Below are 20,825 nucleotides of genomic sequence, written 5' to 3' on the forward strand. Positions count from 1 at the left end.
CGCCGGCCCGGCCGGCTACTGTGCATGGGGTTGTTTTCGACTTTTTTGTTTGCCGCGTGCTGGCGGACCTAGATATTAGCTTCGCCCTCGGGGCCGACCGAGGCGATGCGCACCATGTTGGTGGTACCGGGAATGCCGAGCGGCACGCCGGCGACAATGATCACGCGCTGGCCAGCTCGGACGAAGCCGTCCCGGAACGCGATCTGGCCGGCGCGGCTCACCATGTCGTCCTGGTCGCGCGCATCTTCCGCCACCACGCAATGTACGCCCCAGACGACCGACAGCCGGCGTCCCGCCGCGACGTTCGGCGTGATCGCAACGATCGGCGGCTTCGGCCGCTCGCGCGCCACGCGCACGGCGGTCGATCCCGAGCTGGTCCAGCAGATCAGGGCCGGCAGGTCGAGCGTCTCGGCGATCTGCCGCGCGGCGTCCGCGATGGCATCGCCGGCGGTGGCTTCCGGGGCGGGGCGTTGTGCGGTGATGACGGAGCGATAGATCGGGTCGCGCTCGACCTCCTCGCCGATGCGGTTCATGGTCGCGACGGCCTCGACCGGGAATTTGCCGGCCGCCGATTCCGCGGACAGCATGATCGCGTCGGCGCCTTCGTAGACGGCGGTGGCGACGTCGGAGACTTCGGCGCGGGTCGGCACCGGCGACTGGATCATCGATTCCAGCATCTGGGTCGCGATCACCACCGGCTTGCCGGCACGCCGCGCCATGCGCGTCATCTGCTTCTGCAGGCTGGGTACGCGTTCCAGCGGCAGTTCGACGCCGAGGTCGCCGCGCGCCACCATCAGGGCGTCGGAGGCGTCGATGATGTCGGGGAGGCGATCGATCGCCTGCGGCTTCTCGATCTTGGCCATCACCGCGGCGCGGCCGCGGATCATCTTCTTGGCCTCGAGCACGTCGTCGGCGCGCTGCACGAAGGACAGGGCGATCCAGTCGACGCCGGTGACCAGCGCCGCCTCGAGGTCGGCGCGGTCCTTCGGCGTCATCGCCGAGACCGGCAGATCGGTGTCCGGCAGGCTGACGCCCTTGCGGTCGGACATCCGGCCGCCGACCACGACGCGCGTCACCGCGTGGTCCTTCGAGGTCTCCTCGGCGATCAGCCGCACCTTGCCGTCGTCGAGCAGCAGCGAATGGCCGGGCCGCAGCGCGGCCAGGATCTCCGGATGCGGGAGCTGGACGCGGGTGGCGTCGCCCGGCGCTTTGTCGGAATCCAGCGTAAAGGTCTGGCCGTTCTGGAGCTGGACCGCGCCTTCGGCGAAGGCGCCGAGCCGGAGCTTTGGTCCCTGGAGATCGACCAGAATGCCGATCGGCCGGCCATAGCTGCTCTCGACGTTGCGAATCGTCGCCACCAGCTCCCGCATCTTGTCATGCGGGGTGTGGCTCATGTTGATGCGGAACAGGTCGGCGCCGGCCTCGAACAGACGGCGGATCATCGCGAGGTCCGAAGAGGCGGGTCCCAGGGTCGCGAGTATCTTGATACGGCGAAGACGCCTCATGGCTTATTTCCAGATGGGGGCGAGGGAGCTGGCGGGAGGCCAGGCGCGGCGGGGGGCGTACCACCGGGCGGGCCATTGGGCAAACCCGGAACACCCGGACCGACCGGGCCGGGCATGCCCGGCACGCGCTGCTGCTGTGACGGCTGCTCGTTGGCGTCGGTGAGCTGCACCGTCCAGGCCCGCTGCTCGCCGGTATCGACCTCGAAATAGCCGGTCCGGTCATAGCCGCGCGCGAGGCAATCCTCGGTCCCGCGGATGGTGAATTCCTTGTCGCGCGAGCACATGAAAGCCTGGCCCGACCATTCGCCGCCGCGGTCGTAGTCGATGGCGTAGATGTAATAGAAGCGGGCGACCAGCGTTCCCCGCAGCAGGGTCTCGCAGGAGCGGGACGAGATGTTCCACCAGCCCTCGGTGGTCCAGCCCTCGGCATCCTTGTAGCCGAGCGCGATGCCGACCCGGCTCGATGTGTTGTTGCAGAGCCGGAAATCGGCGGAGGCCGGGCTGGCCCAGAGGCACAGCAGGCCAACCACCAACACCGGGACCAACCGGGCGAGCAGGCGAAGGGGGGAGCGGGGAGATTCGGCGATCATTGTCGCGGAAGCTATATCAGATCATTGACGATTTGGCGTAGGGCCCGGGAACTGCCCGAAAGCCGGCTTTGCCCGTTTGCGCCGCGATATGGCAAAATCTGTGACAGGACCCACCTGATCTCGTAAGGGTGACCCCATCCAGGTCACAGTCAATTTCGTAAGCCGAGGGATCCAGCCATGGCAATCGACGACAAAACCAGAACGGAACTCGAGGCTGCCGCTTTCCGGCGCCTGGTCGATCATTTGAAGACGCGGACAGACGTCCAGAACATCGACCTGATGAATCTCGCAGGCTTCTGCCGCAACTGCCTGTCCAACTGGCTCAAGGACGCCGCCGACGCCCAAGGCGTCGCCTTGAGCAAGGACGAGAGCCGGGAAGCCGTCTACGGCATGCCCTACGAGGCCTGGAAGTCGAAATACCAGGGCGCGGCCACGCCCGAGCAGCTCGATGCCATGAAGAAGGTTCATCCCGGGCACTGAACGGCCTCGCCGGCAGCCTGATGTGCGGTGCCCTTGAGTCGCATCACACAACAGCTTTCTTCGACACGTCGCAGGAAGGTGTGGGCGCGCTGTGGACGAGCGCGATGCTGCCTTGAACGCGAGAGGTACGAACCCTAAGGGTCTAACCAGCACGCGCGGTGAGGATGCCGGCGTCACCTCGTTTTGCCAGTTCCATTGGGAGTACCAAGATGGCCACCTCCGCCGCCGTCCGCGACGACGAGCCCGCGACGAAATTTGCCAAGGACCAGCTCAAATCCATCATCGAGCGCATCGAGCGGCTGGAGGAAGAGAAGAAGGCGATCTCCGACGACATCCGCGACGTATTCGCCGAGGCCAAGGGCAACGGCTACGACGTCAAGGCGCTGCGCACCATCGTGCGTATGCGCAAGCAGGACCCGAACGAGCGCGCCGAGGCCGAGACGATCCTCGAGACCTACATGCAAGCACTGGGGATGATCTGAGGTATCGCGGTCGTCCTGGCGAAAGCCAGGGCCCATAGCCACAGGCGGTGGTTATTGCGACGGCTCTCAGTTGTCCTATCCTCGCGCGGGACTGGCACCGCGCTTCGTCGATAGATTCCGCGGTACGGATCCTGGCTTTTCGCCAGGACGACACCGATGTTGTGGGTCGATCGAAGGAGACCGCCGTGACTGCGCCGCCGCTGCCGCGTGAGGTGAACCGTGCCTTCGGCGCCCTTCCGGCGCCGATCGGCAAGCGGCTGCTTTGGGTGCGCGAGCTGATCTTCGCGACGGCTGCGGCGCATGAGGACGTCGGCTGGCTCACCGAAACGTTGAAGTGGGGCGAGCCTGCTTACCGACGAGACCGGTAGCGGCAGCACGATCCGGCTCGGCCGGATCAAGGACTCCGCGCACGCCGCGATTCTGTTCAACTGCAAGACGACGCTGGTCGATACTTTTCGCGAACGCTTTCCCGATCGGTTCGAATATCGGCAGACGCGGGCGTTGTTGCTGCCCGTGTCGGGCAAGCTGCCGAAGCGGGAGTTATCTGTCTGCCTGTCGCTGGCGCTGACATATCATCTGGATCGGCGGGCCGGGAAGGCGCGGTAGCGGACCTGGGCTATCAGCCCGGGCTATCAGCTTGGGCTATCAGCCTCAGCGCAACGCGGCGGTCCGCACGACGAAGGACGTCGTCTCGAGCTTGGCGGTCGCGGTGCCCGAGAAACTGTCGCAGGACAGGCCCTGCATCGGATCGTCGGCAAAACCCATGGCGATCACGGACTGCGGCTTGACGAAGTAGGCGCGCATTGCGGCCGTGTCGAGCTCGCCCATCAGCGTGACCGACATCGCGCGGCTGGCGCTCGGCGACAGCATCACGATCTTGAGCCAGATGCTTTCGCCCTTGGCGGCGGAGAGCCGGGTCGCGGTTGCGACCATGCCGTCGATGCGCTTGCCGACCACCGTGTTGATCTCGGTCGCGGGCGCAAGGTTGCGCGACGCGGCGGCGGGGCGGGCGGAGCGCGGGATCGGCGCGGAGGCGGCGACGATGTTGGCGCGGTCGACCGGCGAGGCGGACGCCGGCGCGTAGGCCAGCGCCTGATAGGCAGCGCTGGAAACGCTCGCAGTCGGCTGCGGATCGGTGGCGGCGGCAAGCGCCTGCCGTGCCTTCAGTGCGGCAATTTGGGCCGGCGTCGCCTGCTGCGGCGCAGTCGGGGCATCCCAGAAGCCGCGGGCATTGATGATGTCGGCGGGGGTCTCGGGCTTTGCGTCAGCAGACTTGCCGGCGGCCGGCTTGTCAGCCACGGGCGCCGGTTTCGGCTTGGGCAGCGCGACGATCTGCATATCGGCCGCGGCGAGCTGGATCGTCGCCGCGACTGACGGCTTGGCGCGCGGCGTCGGCACCGGATCGGCCGGCTTGGTCGCTGCGGCGACCACGGTCGGCGCGACAGGCTTCGCGGCCGGGGAGGGCGCGCCCTCGTCATCCTCGTCGTTGCTCGTGGCGGCCGGAGCCGACTTGCCCTTGAACAGGGCGGCAAAGAAATTCGACTTGCTGCCGGAATCGTCGCCGCTGCCGCGTCGCTCGATGTCGGCCTTGGCGAGCTCATAGCCCTTCAGCGGCGCGCCATCGGTCGGGACATGGACGGTGCGTCCGTCCGGGAAGACCCGGGCGAGCTGGTCATGCGTCATGCGCGGCCAGTGCCGGATGCTGCCGGTGTCGAGATGCACGAAAGGCGAGCCTGAGGTCGGGTAGAAGCCGACGCCGCCGCGCTGGAGACGCAGGCCGGCGAAGCGAATCTGCTCCAGCGGCACGCCCGGAATGTGGAAATCCATCGCATGCCCCAGCATGTGCTGGCTGAAACGCGCCACGCCGGAGGAGCGGCGGCGGAGCATGGCGTTGGTGGCGGGCGAGCGGTAGGAGGAGATGATCTGGATCGGCTGCTTGGCGTCGACGTCGCGATAGACTTCCCAGAGGATGTCGAAGAGGTGACGGTCCATGACCGTCTCGTCCTGGGTACGCCAGTCGCGCAGGAAGTGGTTGAGCTGCTTCAGCGCCGCTTCGTCGTAGCGTCCGTCGCGCTTGAAGGTGACGGTGAGGTCTTCGCCGGAATGGGTGTGGTGGAAGGAGAGCGTCTTGGTCTCGTTCAGCGCGGCGGCGTTGTGAACTGAACCGGCGGCAGCAAGCAGCAATACGGCAGCGAGGCCGATCCGGGATCCGGCCTTCACTCCCGCATGGGACAACGACAGCACAGCAAATTGGCGTGCGATACCAGTCAGCACGTTAGAGCCCACCCAGTCGACGAGCGTTCAAAATGGACTCTCCCGCAAACCCCGTTAGCGCGCGAAAGAGGATGAACGCTTTGTTAAAGCGAGAAGGTTAATTCGAGGTTGACCTTCCCGCCCCCAAACCAAGTCAGACTACAATCCTAACCGGGTGAGTGTGGCAAAAAAACGCCGCTGCCCGAGGTCAGGTGGAGAATGGTTAACGTTAAGCGACCCCATCCAGAGGATGAGGTCGCTGATTTTATTGTACAATTTCAGGAAATCAGGCGCCGGGGCGGGGCCTGGCTCAGCGGGTGAATACCCGCTGCTGCTGCGGCCGGCGGCCGACCGGAGCCGGCGGCGGGCTCGGGGCTCCGAACAGCCGTTCGAAGAAATTCGGGCCGGACGAGCCGCCATTGTTGGCTGCCAACACGCCGTTCGGCAGTGTCGTTGCCGGGCGTGAATAGCTCGGCTGGGAGTGCGCGACGACGTTTTCGAGATCCTTGCCGCGGCCGTTCTTCAGGATGTTGATCATGGTCGCGTCGCGGCCATAGACGTCCTTGCGGAATTGCAGCTTGCCGCCATCGTCCACGAACGCGGTCTGATAGGTGATGTTAACCGGGATCGGGGTCGGGAATTTCAGGTCGATCTCGCTCTTGCCGTACATGCTGCGCACGCGCTCCGGCGTGTACTTCTCGTTCGGCAGCGCGATGTTGAGCAGGACCGACGCGTACTGATCCGGGTTCTGCACGCGCATGCAGCCATGGCTGAAGGCGCGTTCGTCCCGGGCGAACAGGTTCTTGTCCGGCGTGTCGTGCTGATAGACCAGGAACTTGTTCGGGAAGTTGAAGCGGATGCGGCCGAGCGCGTTGGCTTCACCGGGCGGCTGCGAGATGTGCACCGAACCGTCGCGGTTCTGTTCGAGCTTGAGGCCCATGCGCTGGAGCACCGTCGGGTCCTGCTGAAGCGCCGGCAGGTATTCGTTGTAGACGATCGACGGCGGCACGTTCCAGGTCGGATTGACCGTGATGTACTTCATCGTCTCGGTGAGCAGCGGGGTCGCATGCGTGCCGGGCTTGCCGGTGACGACGCGGGTGGTCCAGACCTGCTGGCCGCGCTGCATCACCTTCAGCGTGTAGTCGGGAATGTTGAGGATGACATAGGCATCGCCCAGTGATGGCACGCCCAGGTCGCGCGGCAGCCAGCGCCAGCGCTCCATGTTCGCCAGCACCACGTCGATCTGCTTGTCGCGCTTCGGGGTGTTGATCGCCTTGACCGTCTTGTCGTCGAGGATGCCGGTCGCCTTGATCTCGGCACCGTTCTGGAATTTGCGCACGGCCTCGGCGACCGCAGCGTCATAACGGGTGTCGCTGGCGTTCTCGGTGATGCCGAGCTTGGTGCGCAGCTGCGGCACCCGCGGATCTTCAACGACGATTTCAGCCTGCTTCTTGCCGGCCGGGGTGTATTTCAGCGCCGGACCATCGGCGATCTCGATGACCGGGCCGTTGCCCTGGCCGCGGAGCTCCGCGAGCTTCGCCTTCAGCTCCTTGTAGAGCTTCTGCGGCGGATTGTAGCTGTCGAGCGCCGCGGAGGCGTCCGCCGCGGTCGTGACCTTGGCGAGCACCTCGGTCGGATCGACCGGATGCTCGGGATAGAGGATGTCGCCGCTGACCTGCGACCAGTGCATGCGGCCGCTCTGGGCCTGGCGCGCATAGTCGAACATGCTGGCGGTGAGCTTGAGCTCGGCATCGGCGAGCGCATCGGGTGTCGTGGCCGCGGCGAAGTCCGGCAGCGGGTAATCGGCGGGATTGAGACCGTCGGACGCCGCATCCTTCAGCCGTGCGATCACGCCCTTGGCTGCCGTGGTCAGGCTGCCGCCCTGGGTCCAGACCGGCGCGAAGTCGCGTGCACCGTAAAACTTCTCGATCGCGGCGCGCTCGTTCTTGCGGTCGAAATAGCGCGAGGTCTTGGCGCCGATGACATCCTTGAGCTTGTCGGCGACCGGCTGGTCGGCGGCGGGAACGTTGCTCGCGGCCTTCACCGGCTCCGAGGCCGGGGTTGCTGCGGCGGCAGGTGCCGCGGGAGCGGCCGGCGTTGCGCTTGCAGTATCGGCCTTGGCGGGTTCCGTCTTCGCAGATTCTGTCTTCGCAGGTTCTGTCTTGGCCGTCTCGCTCTTCGGCGCTTCTGTCGCGGGCGTGGTGGCGACGTCGGAAGGCTTGGTCTCGACCTTATCGGCTGTTGGTGCAGCTTCGGCCTTCACGGCCTCCTTGGCCGGCTCCTTAGCAGGGTCCACCACCGTGGCGGTGGTGTCGAGCTTGATGTCGGATGCGGTCGGGGGTGGGATGTTTGCGGGTTCGGGGCGCGGGATCGCGGCTTCGATCGCGAGTTCGGCAGCGCTGCTGCGCGCCTGATCCTGCGCCAGGGCCGAGCCGGCCGATACCGTGAGGAAGGTCGCCGCGACCGTCATCAAGACACGGTCAAAGCCTGCACGGTGGTTCAAACAGTCACGCATTGTGTCGCACCCCTCGGGTGAACTGTCCCCCGTGGAACAGCTTCGTTATCGCCTATTGAGCTTCGGCTAAACCGCGCCGGCCTCTCGAAAGTTGCACGCCTGCACGCAACGATTCTTACGCAGACGATATACAGGCCCCGATTTCGCGGCCAGCGCTACCCGGGACAACTCACGACAAACTGACTTCAAGGAAGCCTCTTGGCAACGGATTGTGCGCTTCTGCCTCGCGCTTTTCCTTGTGTCTGTCACTTCCAAGTCACGGTTCACACCGCAGTCGAATTCCGTCGTCATGCGAACGGCTTACAGTGGTCTCGCACCGCCCGCATGGACCTCCGTTCGCACGAGGCTCAGTGCGTCTCCTCACCGCTTTTCCCGCCATGGCCGGGAACCCCGGCTTCGTCGAGTTTGCGGTAGAGGGTGGACCGGCCGATTTTGAGGCGGCGGGCGACCTCGGACATCTGCCCGCGGTAATGCGAGATCGCGAATCGGATGATCTCGTTCTCGATATCCTCCAGCGGTCGGACGTCGCCGGTCGCGGTCAGCATGGAGAGGGCACCCGCCAGGGGCATCGGCGCGATCGGTATGTCATTACCTGATACGACGGAGGGGGCCGCGATCGGCTCCAGCATCAGCGGCGCGGTCGGAATGTCTGTTCCCGGATGCGGCTGCGAGGCGATCAGGGGGAAGTCGTCAAGGCCAAGCTGGTCGCCGTCGCTCATCACCACGGCGCGGTAGACCGCGTTTTCGAGCTGGCGGATGTTGCCGGGCCAATCGAGCTGGGCGAGGTGCGCAACGGCCTCACCGCTGATGCCGGTGATGGGGCGGTTCTCCTCGGCGGCAAAGCGCGCCAGGAAATGCCTGAGCAGATGCGGGATGTCCTCGCGCCGGGTGCGCAGCGATGGGATCGTCAGCGGCAGCACGTGCAGGCGATAGAACAAATCTTCCCGGAAGTGGCCCTGCTTGACCCGCTCAAGCAGCCTGCGGTTGGTCGCCGAGATGATGCGGACGTCGACCTTCACGGGTTTGCGGCCGCCGACCGCCTCGACCGCGCCTTCCTGGAGCGCGCGAAGCAGCTTGACCTGCGCGGCCAGCGGCAGCTCGCTGACCTCGTCCAGAAACAGCGTGCCGCCATGGGCTTCGACGAACTTGCCGGCGTGGCGTTCGGTGGCGCCGGTGAAGGCACCCTTCTCGTGACCGAACAGGATGGACTCGACGAGGTTGTCGGGGATCGCGCCGCAATTGACCGCGACGAAGGGTTTTGCCTTGCGCTCGCCGCTGCCATGGATGGCACGCGCGAACATTTCCTTGCCGACGCCGGACTCGCCCTCGATCAGCACGGGGATCGAGGAGTTTGTTGCTTTCTGCGCCGCGCGCATCACGCTCGCCATCGCCTCGGCGCGGGTGATGATGTCGGAGAAGGTCAGCCGGCCCTCGCGGCTGTGACGGATGCGCTGCAGTTCGCCCTTGAGTGCGGACGAATTGAGCGCGTTGCGAAGAGAGACCTGGAGCCGCTCCAGGCCGACCGGCTTGACCACGAAATCGGCCGCGCCCGCGCGCATCGCCGAGATCACATTGTCGATGCCGCCATGGGCGGTCTGCACGATGACGGGGATGCTGAGGCCTGCATCGCGGATTTTCGCCAGCACGCCCATGCCGTCGAGGCCGGGCATCACGAGATCGAGGATGACACCGTCGATGGCGGGCGCGTCAGGGGCGGTGAGGGCGGCGATCGCGGCGTCGCCGGAGTCCACGACGATCGTCTCATAGCCGCATTTCTGCACCATGTTTTCGACCAGCCGGCGGGCTACAGCGTCGTCGTCGGCGATCAAAATACTGGCAGCCATGGTGTTCCCCGCACGCTACTACTATCTGTCTCGAATCGGGGCACTCTGGCCGAAGCCGATTAACGCACTCTTAAACCTTGATGCCCCCGCCCGCCGTCGCGATTGTTGAACACAGGTTTCCCACACAATGAATTCGCGCTCCAAGTCTGCTCTCAAGAAGTCTGCACTCAAAAAGCCTGCTCTCCAAAAGTCTGCTCTCAAAAAGTCCGCCGTTAGCAAGCCCGCTCTCCGCAAGCCGAACACCAAGAAATCCGCAGCCAAGGCAAAACCCTCCAAGCGTTCACCCGCCAAGCCTTCACTCATCAAGCCTTCGCTTGCCAAACCTTCGCTTGCCAAGCCTGCGAGCAAGACCGGCAAGCTTCCGGAGTGGAACCTCGCCGACCTCTATTCCGGGATCGATGCGCCGGAAGTGGCGCGCGATCTCGAAAGGATGGACGCCGATTGCGTCGCGTTCGAGACGGACTACAAGGGCAAGCTCGCAACAGGAACAGCAAAGGAAGATGGCGGAAAATGGCTCGCAGAAGCCGTGCGACGCTATGAGGCGATCGACGACCTCGCCGGACGGCTCGGCTCGTACGCCGGCCTCGTCCATGCCGGCGACAGCGTGGACCCTGCGATTTCAAAGTTTTACGGCGACGTTTCCGAGCGCCTGACGGCTGCATCGACGCATCTGCTGTTCTTCGCGCTCGAGCTCAATCGTGTCGATGACGATATTTTGAACCGCGCGATGCAGGCAGCCGAGCTCGCGCACTACCGTCCCTGGATCGAGGATCTGCGCAAGGAGAAGCCGTACCAGCTCGACGACAAGCTCGAGCAGCTCTTCCTGGAGAAGGCGCAGACCGGCTATTCCGCCTTCAACCGGCTGTTCGACCAGACCATCTCGGGCTTGCGGTTCAATGTCGGGCCCAAGGAGCTCGCGATCGAGCCGACGCTCAATCTTTTGCAGGACCGCGACGGCGCCAAGCGCAAGACCGCGGCAGAGGCGCTCGCAAAGACCTTCAAGGCCAATGAGCGCACCTTTGCGCTGATCACCAACACCCTGGCCAAGGACAAGGACATCTCCGACACCTGGCGCGGCTTCAAGGACGTCGCGGATTCCCGGCATCTGAACAACCGCGTCGAGCGCGAGGTGGTGGATGCGCTGGTCGCCTCGGTGCGGGCGGCCTATCCAAAATTGTCGCATCGCTACTACGCGCTGAAGGCACGCTGGTTCGGCAGGAAGCGCCTGGCCTATTGGGACCGCAACGCGCCGCTGCCTTTTGCGGCGACCGACGTCATCGGCTGGCCTGACGCGCGAAGCATGGTGCTCACCGCCTATCGCGGCTTCTCGCCAAAGATGGCTGATATCGCCGAGCGCTTCTTCACCGACCGCTGGATCGACGCGCCGGTGCGCCCGGGCAAGGCGCCGGGTGCGTTCTCGCATCCGACCACGCCGTCCGCGCACCCCTACGTGCTGATGAACTACCAGGGCAAGCCGCGCGACGTGATGACGCTCGCCCACGAGCTCGGCCACGGCGTGCACCAGGTGCTGGCGGCCAAGAACGGCGCGTTGATGGCGCCGACGCCGCTGACGCTGGCGGAGACCGCGAGCGTGTTCGGCGAGATGCTGACCTTCCGGCGGCTGCTGGCGCAGACCAGGAGCGCAAAGCAGCGCCAGGCGCTGCTCGCCGGCAAGGTCGAGGACATGATCAACACCGTGGTGCGGCAGATCGCGTTCTATTCCTTCGAGCGCGCGGTCCACACCGAACGCAAGAACGGCGAGCTCACTGCGACGCGGCTCGGCGAGATCTGGCTCTCGGTGCAGGGCGAGAGCCTGGGGCCGGCAATCGAGATCAAAGCGGGCTACGAGAACTACTGGATGTATATCCCGCACTTCATCCATTCGCCGTTCTACGTCTACGCCTATGCGTTCGGCGATTGCCTGGTGAACTCGCTCTACGCGGTCTACGAGAACGCGGCCGAAGGCTTTGCCGAGCGCTATCTCGACATGCTCGCCGCCGGCGGCACCAAGCATTATTCCGAGCTGCTGCGGCCGTTCGGGCTCGATGCCAAGGACCCAAAATTCTGGGACGGTGGCCTCTCGGTCATCGCTGGGATGATCGACGAGCTGGAAGCGATGGGCTGAGCCGGGCACGTGCCCGGCTACGACCTCACAGGTGCGGCACTGGATGAGCCAGCCGGCTACGCCAGCGGTCCGTCCGCGGCGGAACCGGTCTTTCAAGCATCTTTTGGCGGCGGCGCCATATTTTCAGCCAGCGCATTTCTCCGCGACGTTCGAGACCGGCCTCGAGATCCTGCTTGGCGGTATTGAACGTTCGGGCCCGAGGCGAGACTAACCCTGTAGATACTTGATGCATTTTTACAATTATTGATTGCAGATCGCCCTCTTGCCGCTCGGGAGGCTCGCATGCCCGATCAGGGACAGGTCCCGCCACCTGGAGCGCGGAACGCCGCAGCCTTCGAAGAGGAAACGCCCTGGTGCGAGAAGCACCAGCAGATCGTCCGTGACGAGATCGAGGCGATCAACACGCGCCGCGAAGAGGCGCGGCAAGTCGATCCGGAGGGCACAGAGGCATGCCAAATGCTCGACGTCGTCGGGCTCGCCCTCTCCGGCGGCGGCATCCGCTCCTCGGCCATGTGTCTCGGCGTGCTCCAGGCGCTGAACCACCACGATTTGATCGGACGGATCGATTATCTTTCCACCGTGTCGGGCGGCGGCTACATCGGCACCTCGCTCAGTGCGACCATGACGGTGACTGGGCGGTTTGTGTTCGGCCAGCGGTCGACCGGGAGAACCGCGACCGCCAGCGAGATCAGCGATACGCCGTCGGTCGGACATATCAGGAATTATTCCAACTATCTGATCCCGGCCGGCTTCCGCGATCTCTTGACCGGGATTGCAATCGTGGCGCGGGGCCTCATCGCCAATATCGGATTGACGCTGCCCGTCGTGCTGCTGCTCGCAGCCGTCACGATCTGGTCGACGCCGCTGCGGAGCTGCCTGACGGTCGCAAATTTCTTCGGCGTCGATATTGCCGAAGGCGCTTTGCCGCAGTGTGAGCTGCATCATTTCGGCTGGATCGCGGACCGCTTCGGATTCGCTGCGATCGGAGCGATCGTCGCGCTGGTGCTGCTTGCCTTCGGGGGGATCGCTTATCTGAGCTCCCGCGCGGAGCGGGGCATCGGTCCGACCATCTTCCTGACCTATGCTGCGGCCATCGCGTTCCTGCTCGGCATCGCATGCGACTTCGCGCGCGTCCTTCAGATCGCACATTTCGCGCTGACGCTGGCAACGGCGATCATCGGCGTCGCCCTGTTCTTCGGCTGGGCGCTCAAGCAGTCATTTGCAAGTCCCGAAAAGCGTCAGGAGTTTCGCTCGCATTGGCCGACCGCCGGCGCGACTTTCCTGGTCCTGCTTGCCGCGATTGCGTTCTTCGAATTCCAGCCCTTCATGCTGTCGCAGATGTTCGATGTCGCCGACAGCAACGCGATCGGCGGGCCGGTCGGCGGTGTCGCGGTCACCTGGATCCAGTCGCTGGCTGCGATTGCCGCGCCGGTCGGTGTGTTCGTTACCGCTTTCAGGCAGCAGTTCGCCGAATTCCTGAAGGGCGACAGCGTATCCTCGCAATGGGGCTCGCTGGTGCTCGCGATCATTGCCAAGGTCGCATTGTGGACCGCCGGATTGGCGCTGCCACTGATCATCTGGGTCGCCTTTCTCTACTTGTCTTATTGGGGCATCGCCAACGATCCGATCGAAAAATGCCAGGCGCCTCTGACCGCCCTTGCGCAGAAGGGTTGCCTTGCTGCCAACAAATCAACCGTGCCCGCGTCGGGCAATCTGTCGGGCAAGATCGAGTTCGACGCGAGCGCCGGCACCTTTTCGGCCGAGATCACGCCAAAGGCGGCCGCAACGACCGCGACCACGGACTGGCTGACGCCGATATCGCACGTTCCGGCCTGGCTCAGATTTGCCGCGAGCAATGTCGCGCGACAATTCCACTGGTCGGATGCAGGCTCCGGCTATGCGCACAGCCTGCCCGTGGTGATCCTGTATACGCTCGTCGGCCTGCTGCTGTTTGCGATCTCGTGGTCGCTGACGCCCAACGCGAACTCGCTCCACCGGCTGTACCGCGACCGGCTGAGCAAGGCTTTCCTGTTCGATCCCGGTCGGTCGGCAGACGGCACTATCGCGCGCGCCGAAGCCAGCCTCGATCAGGGGCGCGATTTCAAGCCGCTCGATCGCATGAGGTTAAGCGAGCTCTATGCGGTCGCGAATGACCAGGTCGCGACGGGGGATCGGCCTGCCGCGCGGAAGCTCGAGGCCCCCTATCATCTCATCAACACGGCGCTCAACATCCAGGGGTCGGACTTCGCCAACCGGCGCGGCCGCAATGCCGACTTCTTCGTGTTCTCGCCGCTCTATGTCGGCAGCGAGGCGACGCGCTACGCCGAGACCCCGGCGGTCGAGCACCTCGAGCAAAGCCTCGACCTCGCCACCGCGATGGCGATCTCGGGGGCGGCGGCGTCGTCGAACATGGGCTCGAACTCGATCAAGGCGCTGACGCCGACGCTTGCGCTGTTGAACGTGCGGCTGGGCTACTGGCTGAGCAATCCGCGCTATGTCGAGGCCACGGCCCGGCCGCAGCGCCACTCCACGCCGCTGTTCCTGTGGTCGGAAATCTCGGGCCGTCTCTACGAGAACAGCGACGGCGTCTACCTCACCGACGGTGGTCACATCGAAAACCTGGGCGTCTACGAGCTGCTGCGCCGGCGCTGCAAGGTGATCGTCGTGGTCGACGCGGAAGCCGACGCGGCGATGAATTTCTCCTCGCTGATGAAGCTCCAGCGCTACGCCCGCATCGATCTCGGCGTCCGGATCGATCTGCCGTGGACGCCGATCCGCGACCGCACGCGCGCCATCATGGCGGAGAACGCCGACAAGAAGTCCGCACAAGCCTCCCCTGATACGCCGGACGAGGCCAGCGAGCACGTTCATGTGGCGATCGGCACCATCGACTATGGTGGCGATGACAGGGGCTATCTCGTCTACATCAAGTCCTCGCTCTCCAGCGACGAGAACGACTACATCCGCGACTATGCGCGGCGGAACGACGCGTTTCCCCACGAGACCACCGGCGACCAGTTCTTCTCGGAGGAGCAGTTCGAGGTCTACCGCGCGCTTGGTTTCCACATGACCCACGGCTTCCTGGCCGGCGACCATGCGGTGGCGGTCGGTCCTGGGACGGCCCCGCGGACGGCCCGGTTCACCGAAGCGGGTGAGCCGGCGTTCGACGCGGTCCGCGAGGCGCTCGGTCTTCCGGTACCTCGGCGAGAGGCCGTGAGCATGACCGGCACGATGATCGATCAGGGCTGAGCGGCTCTCGCGCCGAGCTTTCCTGCCAATTGGAATTCCAAATGACCTGATTTGCCGGAAAACCGCGCCTCCGTGCCGTTGCTCTGCCCGAAAGTTTGCGGTATCCCAGCCATGAAATTCGACTTTCGACTGGGGACAATTCATGGCCGACCATAGCGAAGTGGCGTACAGCACCGCCGACGGCAACGACTACGTTGCCCACGAGCAGACCTACGAGGGCTTCATCAAGCTGGTGAAGTACGGCACGGTCTCGGTCGCACTTATCGTGATCCTGATGGCGATCTTCCTGACCTGATCCATCGCCTGCAGCACCGCCAACGTCGTCGGTGCCCATAAAATTTGCAATCAAGCCGGATTGAAAACCGGTATCCAACGTTGCGGGAGTAACGCTAAGTTCGCGTGCGCGCTTTTTCCCGCGTCGCCGGAGGGCCTATGAAGATCGCCGTTGCCAAGGAAATCGATCCGTCGGAGCCGCGGGTCGCCGCTTCGCCGGATACGGTGAAGAAGTTCAAGGCGTTGGGCGCCGAGATCGCCGTCGAGCCGGGGGCCGGCCTCAAGTCGGGCCTGCCGGACTCCGAATTCACCGCCGTGGGCGCCACCGTCAGCGCCGACGCGCTGAAGGACGCTGACATCATCATCAAGGTGAAGCGCCCTGAAGCCTCCGAGCTCGCGCAGTACAAGCGCGGCGCGCTCGTCATCGCCATCATGGACCCCTACGGCAACGAGGCCGCGCTGAAGACGATAGCCGATGCCGGCGTCTCCGCCTTCGCGATGGAATTGATGCCGCGCATCACGCGCGCGCAGGTGATGGATGTGCTGTCCTCGCAGGCCAACCTTGCCGGCTACCGCGCCGTGATCGAGGGCGCCGAGGCCTTCGGCCGCGCCTTCCCGATGATGATGACCGCGGCCGGCACCGTGCCTGCCGCCAAGGTGTTCGTGATGGGCGTCGGCGTCGCCGGCCTCCAGGCGATCGCGACCGCGCGCCGTCTCGGCGCCATCGTCACCGCGACCGACGTGCGGCCCGCGACCAAGGAGCAGGTCGAATCGCTCGGTGCGAAATTCCTCGCCGTCGAGGACGAGGAGTTCAAGAACGCGCAGACCGCCGGCGGCTACGCCAAGGAAATGTCCAAGGAGTACCAGGCCAAGCAGGCCGCGCTCACCGCCGAGCACATCAAGAAGCAGGACATCGTGATCACCACTGCGCTGATTCCGGGCCGGCCGGCGCCGAAGCTCGTCTCGGCCGACATGGTCAAGTCGATGAAGCCGGGGTCGGTGCTGGTTGATCTCGCCGTCGAGCGCGGCGGCAATGTCGAAGGCGTCAAGGCCGGTGAGGTCGCCGAGGTCGATGGCATCAAGATCGTCGGCTACACCAACGTCGCCGGCCGCGTCGCGGCGTCGGCCTCCAGCCTCTACGCGCGCAATCTGTTCAACTTCATCGAAACGATGGTCGACAAGACCACCAAATCGCTGGCGGTGAACTGGGAGGACGAGCTGGTCAAGGCCACCGCGCTGACCAGGGACGGCGCCGTCATCCATCCGAACTTCCAGCCGAAGGTTTAAGGAGAGCCGTCATGGAGCATATTGCACAAGTCGTCGATCCCTTCGTCTTCCGGCTGTCGATCTTCGTTCTCGCCGTCTTCGTCGGTTATTTCGTGGTGTGGTCGGTGACCCCGGCGCTGCATACGCCGCTGATGAGCGTGACCAATGCGATCTCCTCGGTGATCGTGGTCGGCGCGCTGCTCGCAGTCGGCGTCGGCATGATCTCGAGCGGCTCGGGCTGGGCGCGCGGCTTCGGCTTCATCGCGCTCATTTTCGCCTGCGTGAATATCTTCGGCGGCTTCCTTGTCACCCAGCGCATGCTGGCGATGTACAAGAAGAAGGTGAAGTGAGCGGCGTGCACCTCGGGGTGACGAAGACAAAGGGGACCTGAGATGAACGCCAATCTGGCTGCAGTTCTGTATCTCGTGGCGGGTGTGCTGTTCATCCTGTCACTGCGCGGGCTGTCCAGCCCCGCCACATCGCGGCAGGGCAATTTCTTTGGCATGATCGGTATGGCGATCGCGGTCGCCACCACGTTGGCCAGCCATCCGCCGGCGGACGGCCTCGCCTGGATCCTCGTGATCCTTGGCATCGCGATCGGCGGCAGCGTCGGCGCGGTGATCGCCCGCCGCGTGCCGATGACCTCGATGCCGGAACTGGTCGCTGCTTTCCATTCGCTGGTCGGCATGGCCGCGGTGCTGGTCGCCGCCGGTGCGTTCTACGCGCCGGAGGCCTTCGACATCGGCAGCCCCGGCAACATCCATCCGCAGAGCCTGGTCGAGATGTCGCTCGGCGTCGCCATCGGCGCCCTGACCTTCACCGGCTCGGTGATCGCGTTCCTGAAGCTGTCCGCGCGGATGAGCGGTGCGCCGATCATCCTGCCGTTCCGTCACTTCATCAACATCGCGCTCGCGATTGCGCTCGTCGTCTTCATCGTCGGGCTGGTGATGTCGGGCAGCGCGCTCGACTTCTGGCTGATCGTCATCATCGCGCTGGCGCTCGGCGTGCTCATGATCATCCCGATCGGCGGCGCCGACATGCCGGTCGTGATTTCGATGCTGAACTCGTACTCGGGCTGGGCCGCGGCCGGCATCGGCTTCACCCTCGGCAATTCCGCGCTGATCATCACCGGCGCGCTGGTGGGATCAAGCGGCGCGATCCTGTCCTACATCATGTGCCACGCGATGAACCGCTCCTTCATCTCGGTCATCCTCGGCGGCTTCGGCGGCGAGACCGCGGCGGCCGGAGGTGGCGGCGGTGAGCAGAAACCGGCCAAGCTCGGCTCGGCCGACGATGCGGCCTTCATCATGAAGAACGCGCAGAAGGTCATCATCGTGCCCGGCTACGGCATGGCGGTGGCGCAGGCCCAGCATGCGTTGCGCGAAATGGGCGACATCCTGAAGAAGGAAGGCGTCGAGGTGAAATACGCCATTCACCCGGTCGCCGGCCGCATGCCCGGCCACATGAACGTGCTGCTTGCCGAAGCCAACGTGCCCTATGACGAGGTGTTCGAGCTCGAGGACATCAACTCCGAATTCGCGCAGGCCGACATCGCTTTCGTGATCGGCGCCAACGACGTCACCAACCCGGCGGCCGAAGACGACAAGACCTCGCCGATCTACGGCATGCCGGTGCTTCAGGTCTGGAAGGCCGGCACCGTGATGTTCATCAAGCGCTCACTCGCTTCGGGCTATGCCGGCATCGACAATCCGCTGTTCTATCGCGACAACACCATGATGCTGCTCGGCGACGCCAAGAAGGTCACCGAGAACATCGTCAAGGCGATGTAGCGCGGAAGCGAACGGGCCATTGCCGAAGCGACGCGCGGGCAGCGCGTCGCATGGTACACTGCTCACCAGGCGGCGTGCGGCCGCCGCGACGTTCCGGCGATGTCATGAAATTGCTGCGGAGCCGGTGCAAGCCCTGAACCGGGGCCGGGCCGCGTCATCATGATCATCGTCAAGTGGATCGCCATCCTGCTCGTGACCGTCTATTGCGCCGGTCTCCTCGTGCTGTATGTCAGGCAGCGCGAGATGCTTTTTCCGATCCCACCCGTCGGTCGCATCACGCCGGACGCCGCAGGCCTCCCCGAGGCCGAAGAGCACGTCCTGACCACCTCCGATGGCGAGATGGTCATCGTCTGGCACCTGCCGGCGAGGCACGGTCGTCCCGTGATCCTGTATTTTCCGGGCAATGGCGACTATCTCGCCGGTCGCGTCAGCCGCTTCAAGGCCATGACGGCGGACGGTACCGGCCTCGTCGCGCTGTCCTATCGCGGCTATGCCGGCTCGAGCGGGGCGCCGAGCGAGGAGGGTCTGCTGCGCGATGCCGCGGCTGCCTACGCCTTCACCACTGCGCGCTATGCGGCGGAACGAATTGTCGCCTGGGGCTTTTCGCTCGGGACCGGCGCGGCGGTCGCGATCGCCTCGGAGCGTCGTGTTGGAAAACTCATCCTGGAAGCTCCCTATACATCGGCGGTGGACGTTGCCGCTTCATCGTTCTGGTTCGTTCCGGTGCGCCTGCTGATGCGAGATCCATTTCATTCCGACGAGCGCATCGCGCGCGTCACTGTGCCGCTATTGGTGATGCATGGCACCAATGACCTTGCCATTTCGATCGTGTTCGGAGAGCGTCTGTTCGCTCTCGCGCGTGAACCGAAGCAGTTCGTTGGCTTTGCGGGCGGCGGACACGACAATCTCGATGCTTTCGGTGCGATCGATACGGCGAGGCGCTTCATTGGTTCCTAGACGGCTTGTTGTTCGACGCGGGAGCGGGTTCATCGCCGCGGTCCTCGTCGTGTTGTTGCCACAGCACGCATGGGCGGCGACCGGGCTCGACGGCGCTGCGATGCGCTGGCCCTATGCGCTGCCCTTTGCCGGCCTCCTGCTGTCGATCGCGCTCGGGCCGCTGCTGTTCGCACGATTTTGGCACCATCATTACGGCAAGATCGCCGCGGCCTGGTCGCTGCTGGCACTCGCCTCGCTCGTCATCCTGGCCGGGAGCATGGCGACGCTGGCGGCGCTCGTTCACGCCATGCTCGCCGAATATTTCGGTTTCATCGTGCTGCTGTTCTCGCTCTATGTCGTGGCCGGGGGCGTTCTCGTCACGGGCGACATCAAGGCGACGCCGGCAACGAATGCCGGCATCCTCGCGCTCGGCACGCTGATGGCGAGCGTCGTTGGCACCACGGGGGCGGCCATGATCCTGATCCGCCCTTTGATCCGCGCCAACCGACCGCGGCGCCACAACGCCCATGTCGTCATCTTCTTCATCATCCTGGTCGCGAATGTCGGCGGCGCGCTGAGCCCGCTCGGCGATCCCCCGCTGTTCGTCGGCTTCCTGCATGGCGTCGACTTCTTCTGGACCACGCGGACCATTTGGCTACAGACGGCGATCGTTGCCGGACTGCTGCTCGCGATCTTCGTCGCCATCGACGTCTGGCGCTTTCGCAGCGAACCCTTGCTCGGCGACGCCGGCGCCGCGAAGCCGGTCCGCATCCGCGGCCTCGTCAACCTGGTGCTGATCGCCGCCATCGTCGCGAGCCTGCTGGCCTCGGCGATGTGGAAGCCCGGCATCGCCTTCGACATTCTCGGAACCAGGATGGACCTGGAAGACATCGCCCGCAACGCGGCGCTGCTGGCCATAGCGGCCCTGTCGGTGTGGTTGACACCGGACGAGCACAGGCAGGCCAACGGCTTCACCTGGGAGCCGATTCGCGAAGTCGCAAAACTGTTCGCCGGCATTTTTGTCGCGATCATCCCGGTCATCGCCATGCTCGATGCCGGCCATCACGGCGCCTTCGCCGGGCTGTTGTCGGCCGTGACGGCGCCCGACGGCACGCCGCGCGAGGTTGCCTATTTCTGGTTCACCGGCCTGATGTCGGCGTTCCTCGACAATGCGCCGACCTATCTGTTGTTCTTCGAGCTCGCCGGCGGCGACCCACAGGTGCTGATGCACGAGCTCTCGGGCACGCTCGCCTCCATCTCCATGGGCGCAGTCTACATGGGCGCGCTCACCTATATAGGCAATGCGCCGAACTTCATGGTGAGCAGCATCGCCAGCGAGAACGGCATCGAGATGCCGAGCTTCTTCGGCTATTTCGTGCGCGCCGGCGCGGTGCTGATCCCGCTGTTCCTGCTGCTGACGCTGCTGCCGGTCGCGCCGATCCTGTACCGGCATTGAATCTGCTGGCCGATTTGCTACTGCTCGCCCAGGGTGCGATGAATTTCGTCGCACCTTGGGT

The 20,825-nt window shown here is 64.9% G+C and carries 15 protein-coding genes and 1 pseudogene; 11 read left to right on the forward strand and 5 right to left on the reverse strand.

The genetic code is table 11. The features are described from left to right. Positions 1-68: 68 nt before the first annotated feature. Positions 69-1,505: a pyruvate kinase gene (gene pyk / locus JQ591_RS03805; RefSeq protein WP_211394694.1), complete on the reverse strand. Its 1,437-nt coding sequence runs from the start codon at positions 1,503-1,505 to the stop codon at positions 69-71. Continuing rightward, positions 1,502-2,095 (reverse strand): DUF1036 domain-containing protein, encoded by a 594-nt coding sequence (locus JQ591_RS03810; protein ID WP_211394695.1) that lies wholly within the window; start codon positions 2,093-2,095, stop codon positions 1,502-1,504. Before JQ591_RS03810 ends, pyk begins: the two co-directional genes overlap by 4 nt. A gap of 177 nt (positions 2,096-2,272) precedes the next feature. Here JQ591_RS03810 and JQ591_RS03815 point away from each other — a divergent pair, with 177 nt between their 5' ends. The 3 genes and pseudogenes from JQ591_RS03815 (at position 2,273) to JQ591_RS03825 (ending at position 3,663) form a co-directional block, all read left to right on the forward strand. Further along, positions 2,273-2,575, forward strand: a complete 303-nt coding sequence (locus JQ591_RS03815) for a DUF1244 domain-containing protein (protein ID WP_007596287.1) — start codon at positions 2,273-2,275, stop codon at positions 2,573-2,575. Between the two features lie 209 nt (positions 2,576-2,784). Further along, entirely contained in the window at positions 2,785-3,057 is a 273-nt protein-coding gene (locus JQ591_RS03820) for a DUF2312 domain-containing protein (protein WP_007596286.1), read from the forward strand. Positions 3,058-3,242: 185 nt separating this feature from the next. Beyond that, positions 3,243-3,663: pseudogene (locus tag JQ591_RS03825) on the forward strand (DUF1801 domain-containing protein). Between the two features lie 45 nt (positions 3,664-3,708). Here the strand turns inward: JQ591_RS03825 and JQ591_RS03830 are convergent. From JQ591_RS03830 to JQ591_RS03840, 3 genes are all read right to left on the reverse strand, one after another. Then, positions 3,709-5,343, reverse strand: coding sequence for a DUF882 domain-containing protein (locus JQ591_RS03830; protein ID WP_211394696.1), 1,635 nt, complete (start codon positions 5,341-5,343; stop codon positions 3,709-3,711). Positions 5,344-5,620: 277 nt separating this feature from the next. After that, positions 5,621-7,825, reverse strand: a complete 2,205-nt coding sequence (locus tag JQ591_RS03835; protein WP_211394697.1) for a L,D-transpeptidase family protein — start codon at positions 7,823-7,825, stop codon at positions 5,621-5,623. Positions 7,826-8,172: 347 nt separating this feature from the next. Further along, the gene (locus tag JQ591_RS03840) at positions 8,173-9,669 is read right to left on the reverse strand and encodes a sigma-54-dependent transcriptional regulator (protein WP_211394698.1); all 1,497 of its coding nucleotides are present in this window, start codon (positions 9,667-9,669) and stop codon (positions 8,173-8,175) included. A 127-nt stretch (positions 9,670-9,796) separates the two neighbouring features. On the opposite strand from JQ591_RS03840, the gene JQ591_RS03845 reads away from it, so the two are divergent. The 8 genes from JQ591_RS03845 to JQ591_RS03885 all read left to right on the forward strand — a co-directional run bounded on the left by JQ591_RS03845 (position 9,797) and on the right by JQ591_RS03885 (position 20,764). After that, a complete protein-coding gene (locus tag JQ591_RS03845; RefSeq protein ID WP_211394699.1) occupies positions 9,797-11,794 on the forward strand; it encodes a M3 family oligoendopeptidase in 1,998 nt (665 codons plus the stop codon). 282 nt (positions 11,795-12,076) lie between these two features. Continuing rightward, on the forward strand, positions 12,077-15,043 hold the full coding sequence (locus JQ591_RS03855; protein WP_211394701.1) for a cell division protein: 2,967 nt from the start codon (positions 12,077-12,079) through the stop codon (positions 15,041-15,043). 142 nt (positions 15,044-15,185) lie between these two features. Further along, the gene (locus JQ591_RS03860; protein WP_007596280.1) at positions 15,186-15,338 is read left to right on the forward strand and encodes an aa3-type cytochrome c oxidase subunit IV; all 153 of its coding nucleotides are present in this window, start codon (positions 15,186-15,188) and stop codon (positions 15,336-15,338) included. Between the two features lie 137 nt (positions 15,339-15,475). Next, positions 15,476-16,603 (forward strand): Re/Si-specific NAD(P)(+) transhydrogenase subunit alpha, encoded by a 1,128-nt coding sequence (locus tag JQ591_RS03865; RefSeq protein ID WP_211394702.1) that lies wholly within the window; start codon positions 15,476-15,478, stop codon positions 16,601-16,603. 11 nt (positions 16,604-16,614) lie between these two features. Next, positions 16,615-16,932, forward strand: coding sequence for a proton-translocating transhydrogenase family protein (locus JQ591_RS03870; RefSeq protein WP_007596278.1), 318 nt, complete (start codon positions 16,615-16,617; stop codon positions 16,930-16,932). A gap of 42 nt (positions 16,933-16,974) precedes the next feature. Then, the gene (locus tag JQ591_RS03875; protein WP_211394703.1) at positions 16,975-18,372 is read left to right on the forward strand and encodes an NAD(P)(+) transhydrogenase (Re/Si-specific) subunit beta; all 1,398 of its coding nucleotides are present in this window, start codon (positions 16,975-16,977) and stop codon (positions 18,370-18,372) included. Between the two features lie 159 nt (positions 18,373-18,531). Then, complete coding sequence (locus tag JQ591_RS03880; protein ID WP_211394704.1) at positions 18,532-19,329, forward strand: alpha/beta hydrolase; 798 nt, start codon at positions 18,532-18,534, stop codon at positions 19,327-19,329. Next, positions 19,283-20,764, forward strand: coding sequence for a sodium:proton antiporter (locus tag JQ591_RS03885; RefSeq protein ID WP_211394705.1), 1,482 nt, complete (start codon positions 19,283-19,285; stop codon positions 20,762-20,764). The genes JQ591_RS03880 and JQ591_RS03885 overlap by 47 nt, the downstream gene beginning before the upstream one ends. Positions 20,765-20,825: the final 61 nt, after the last annotated feature.

Source organism: Bradyrhizobium canariense, from assembly GCF_018130465.1.
Taxonomy (GTDB): Bacteria; Pseudomonadota; Alphaproteobacteria; order Rhizobiales; family Xanthobacteraceae; genus Bradyrhizobium; species Bradyrhizobium canariense_C.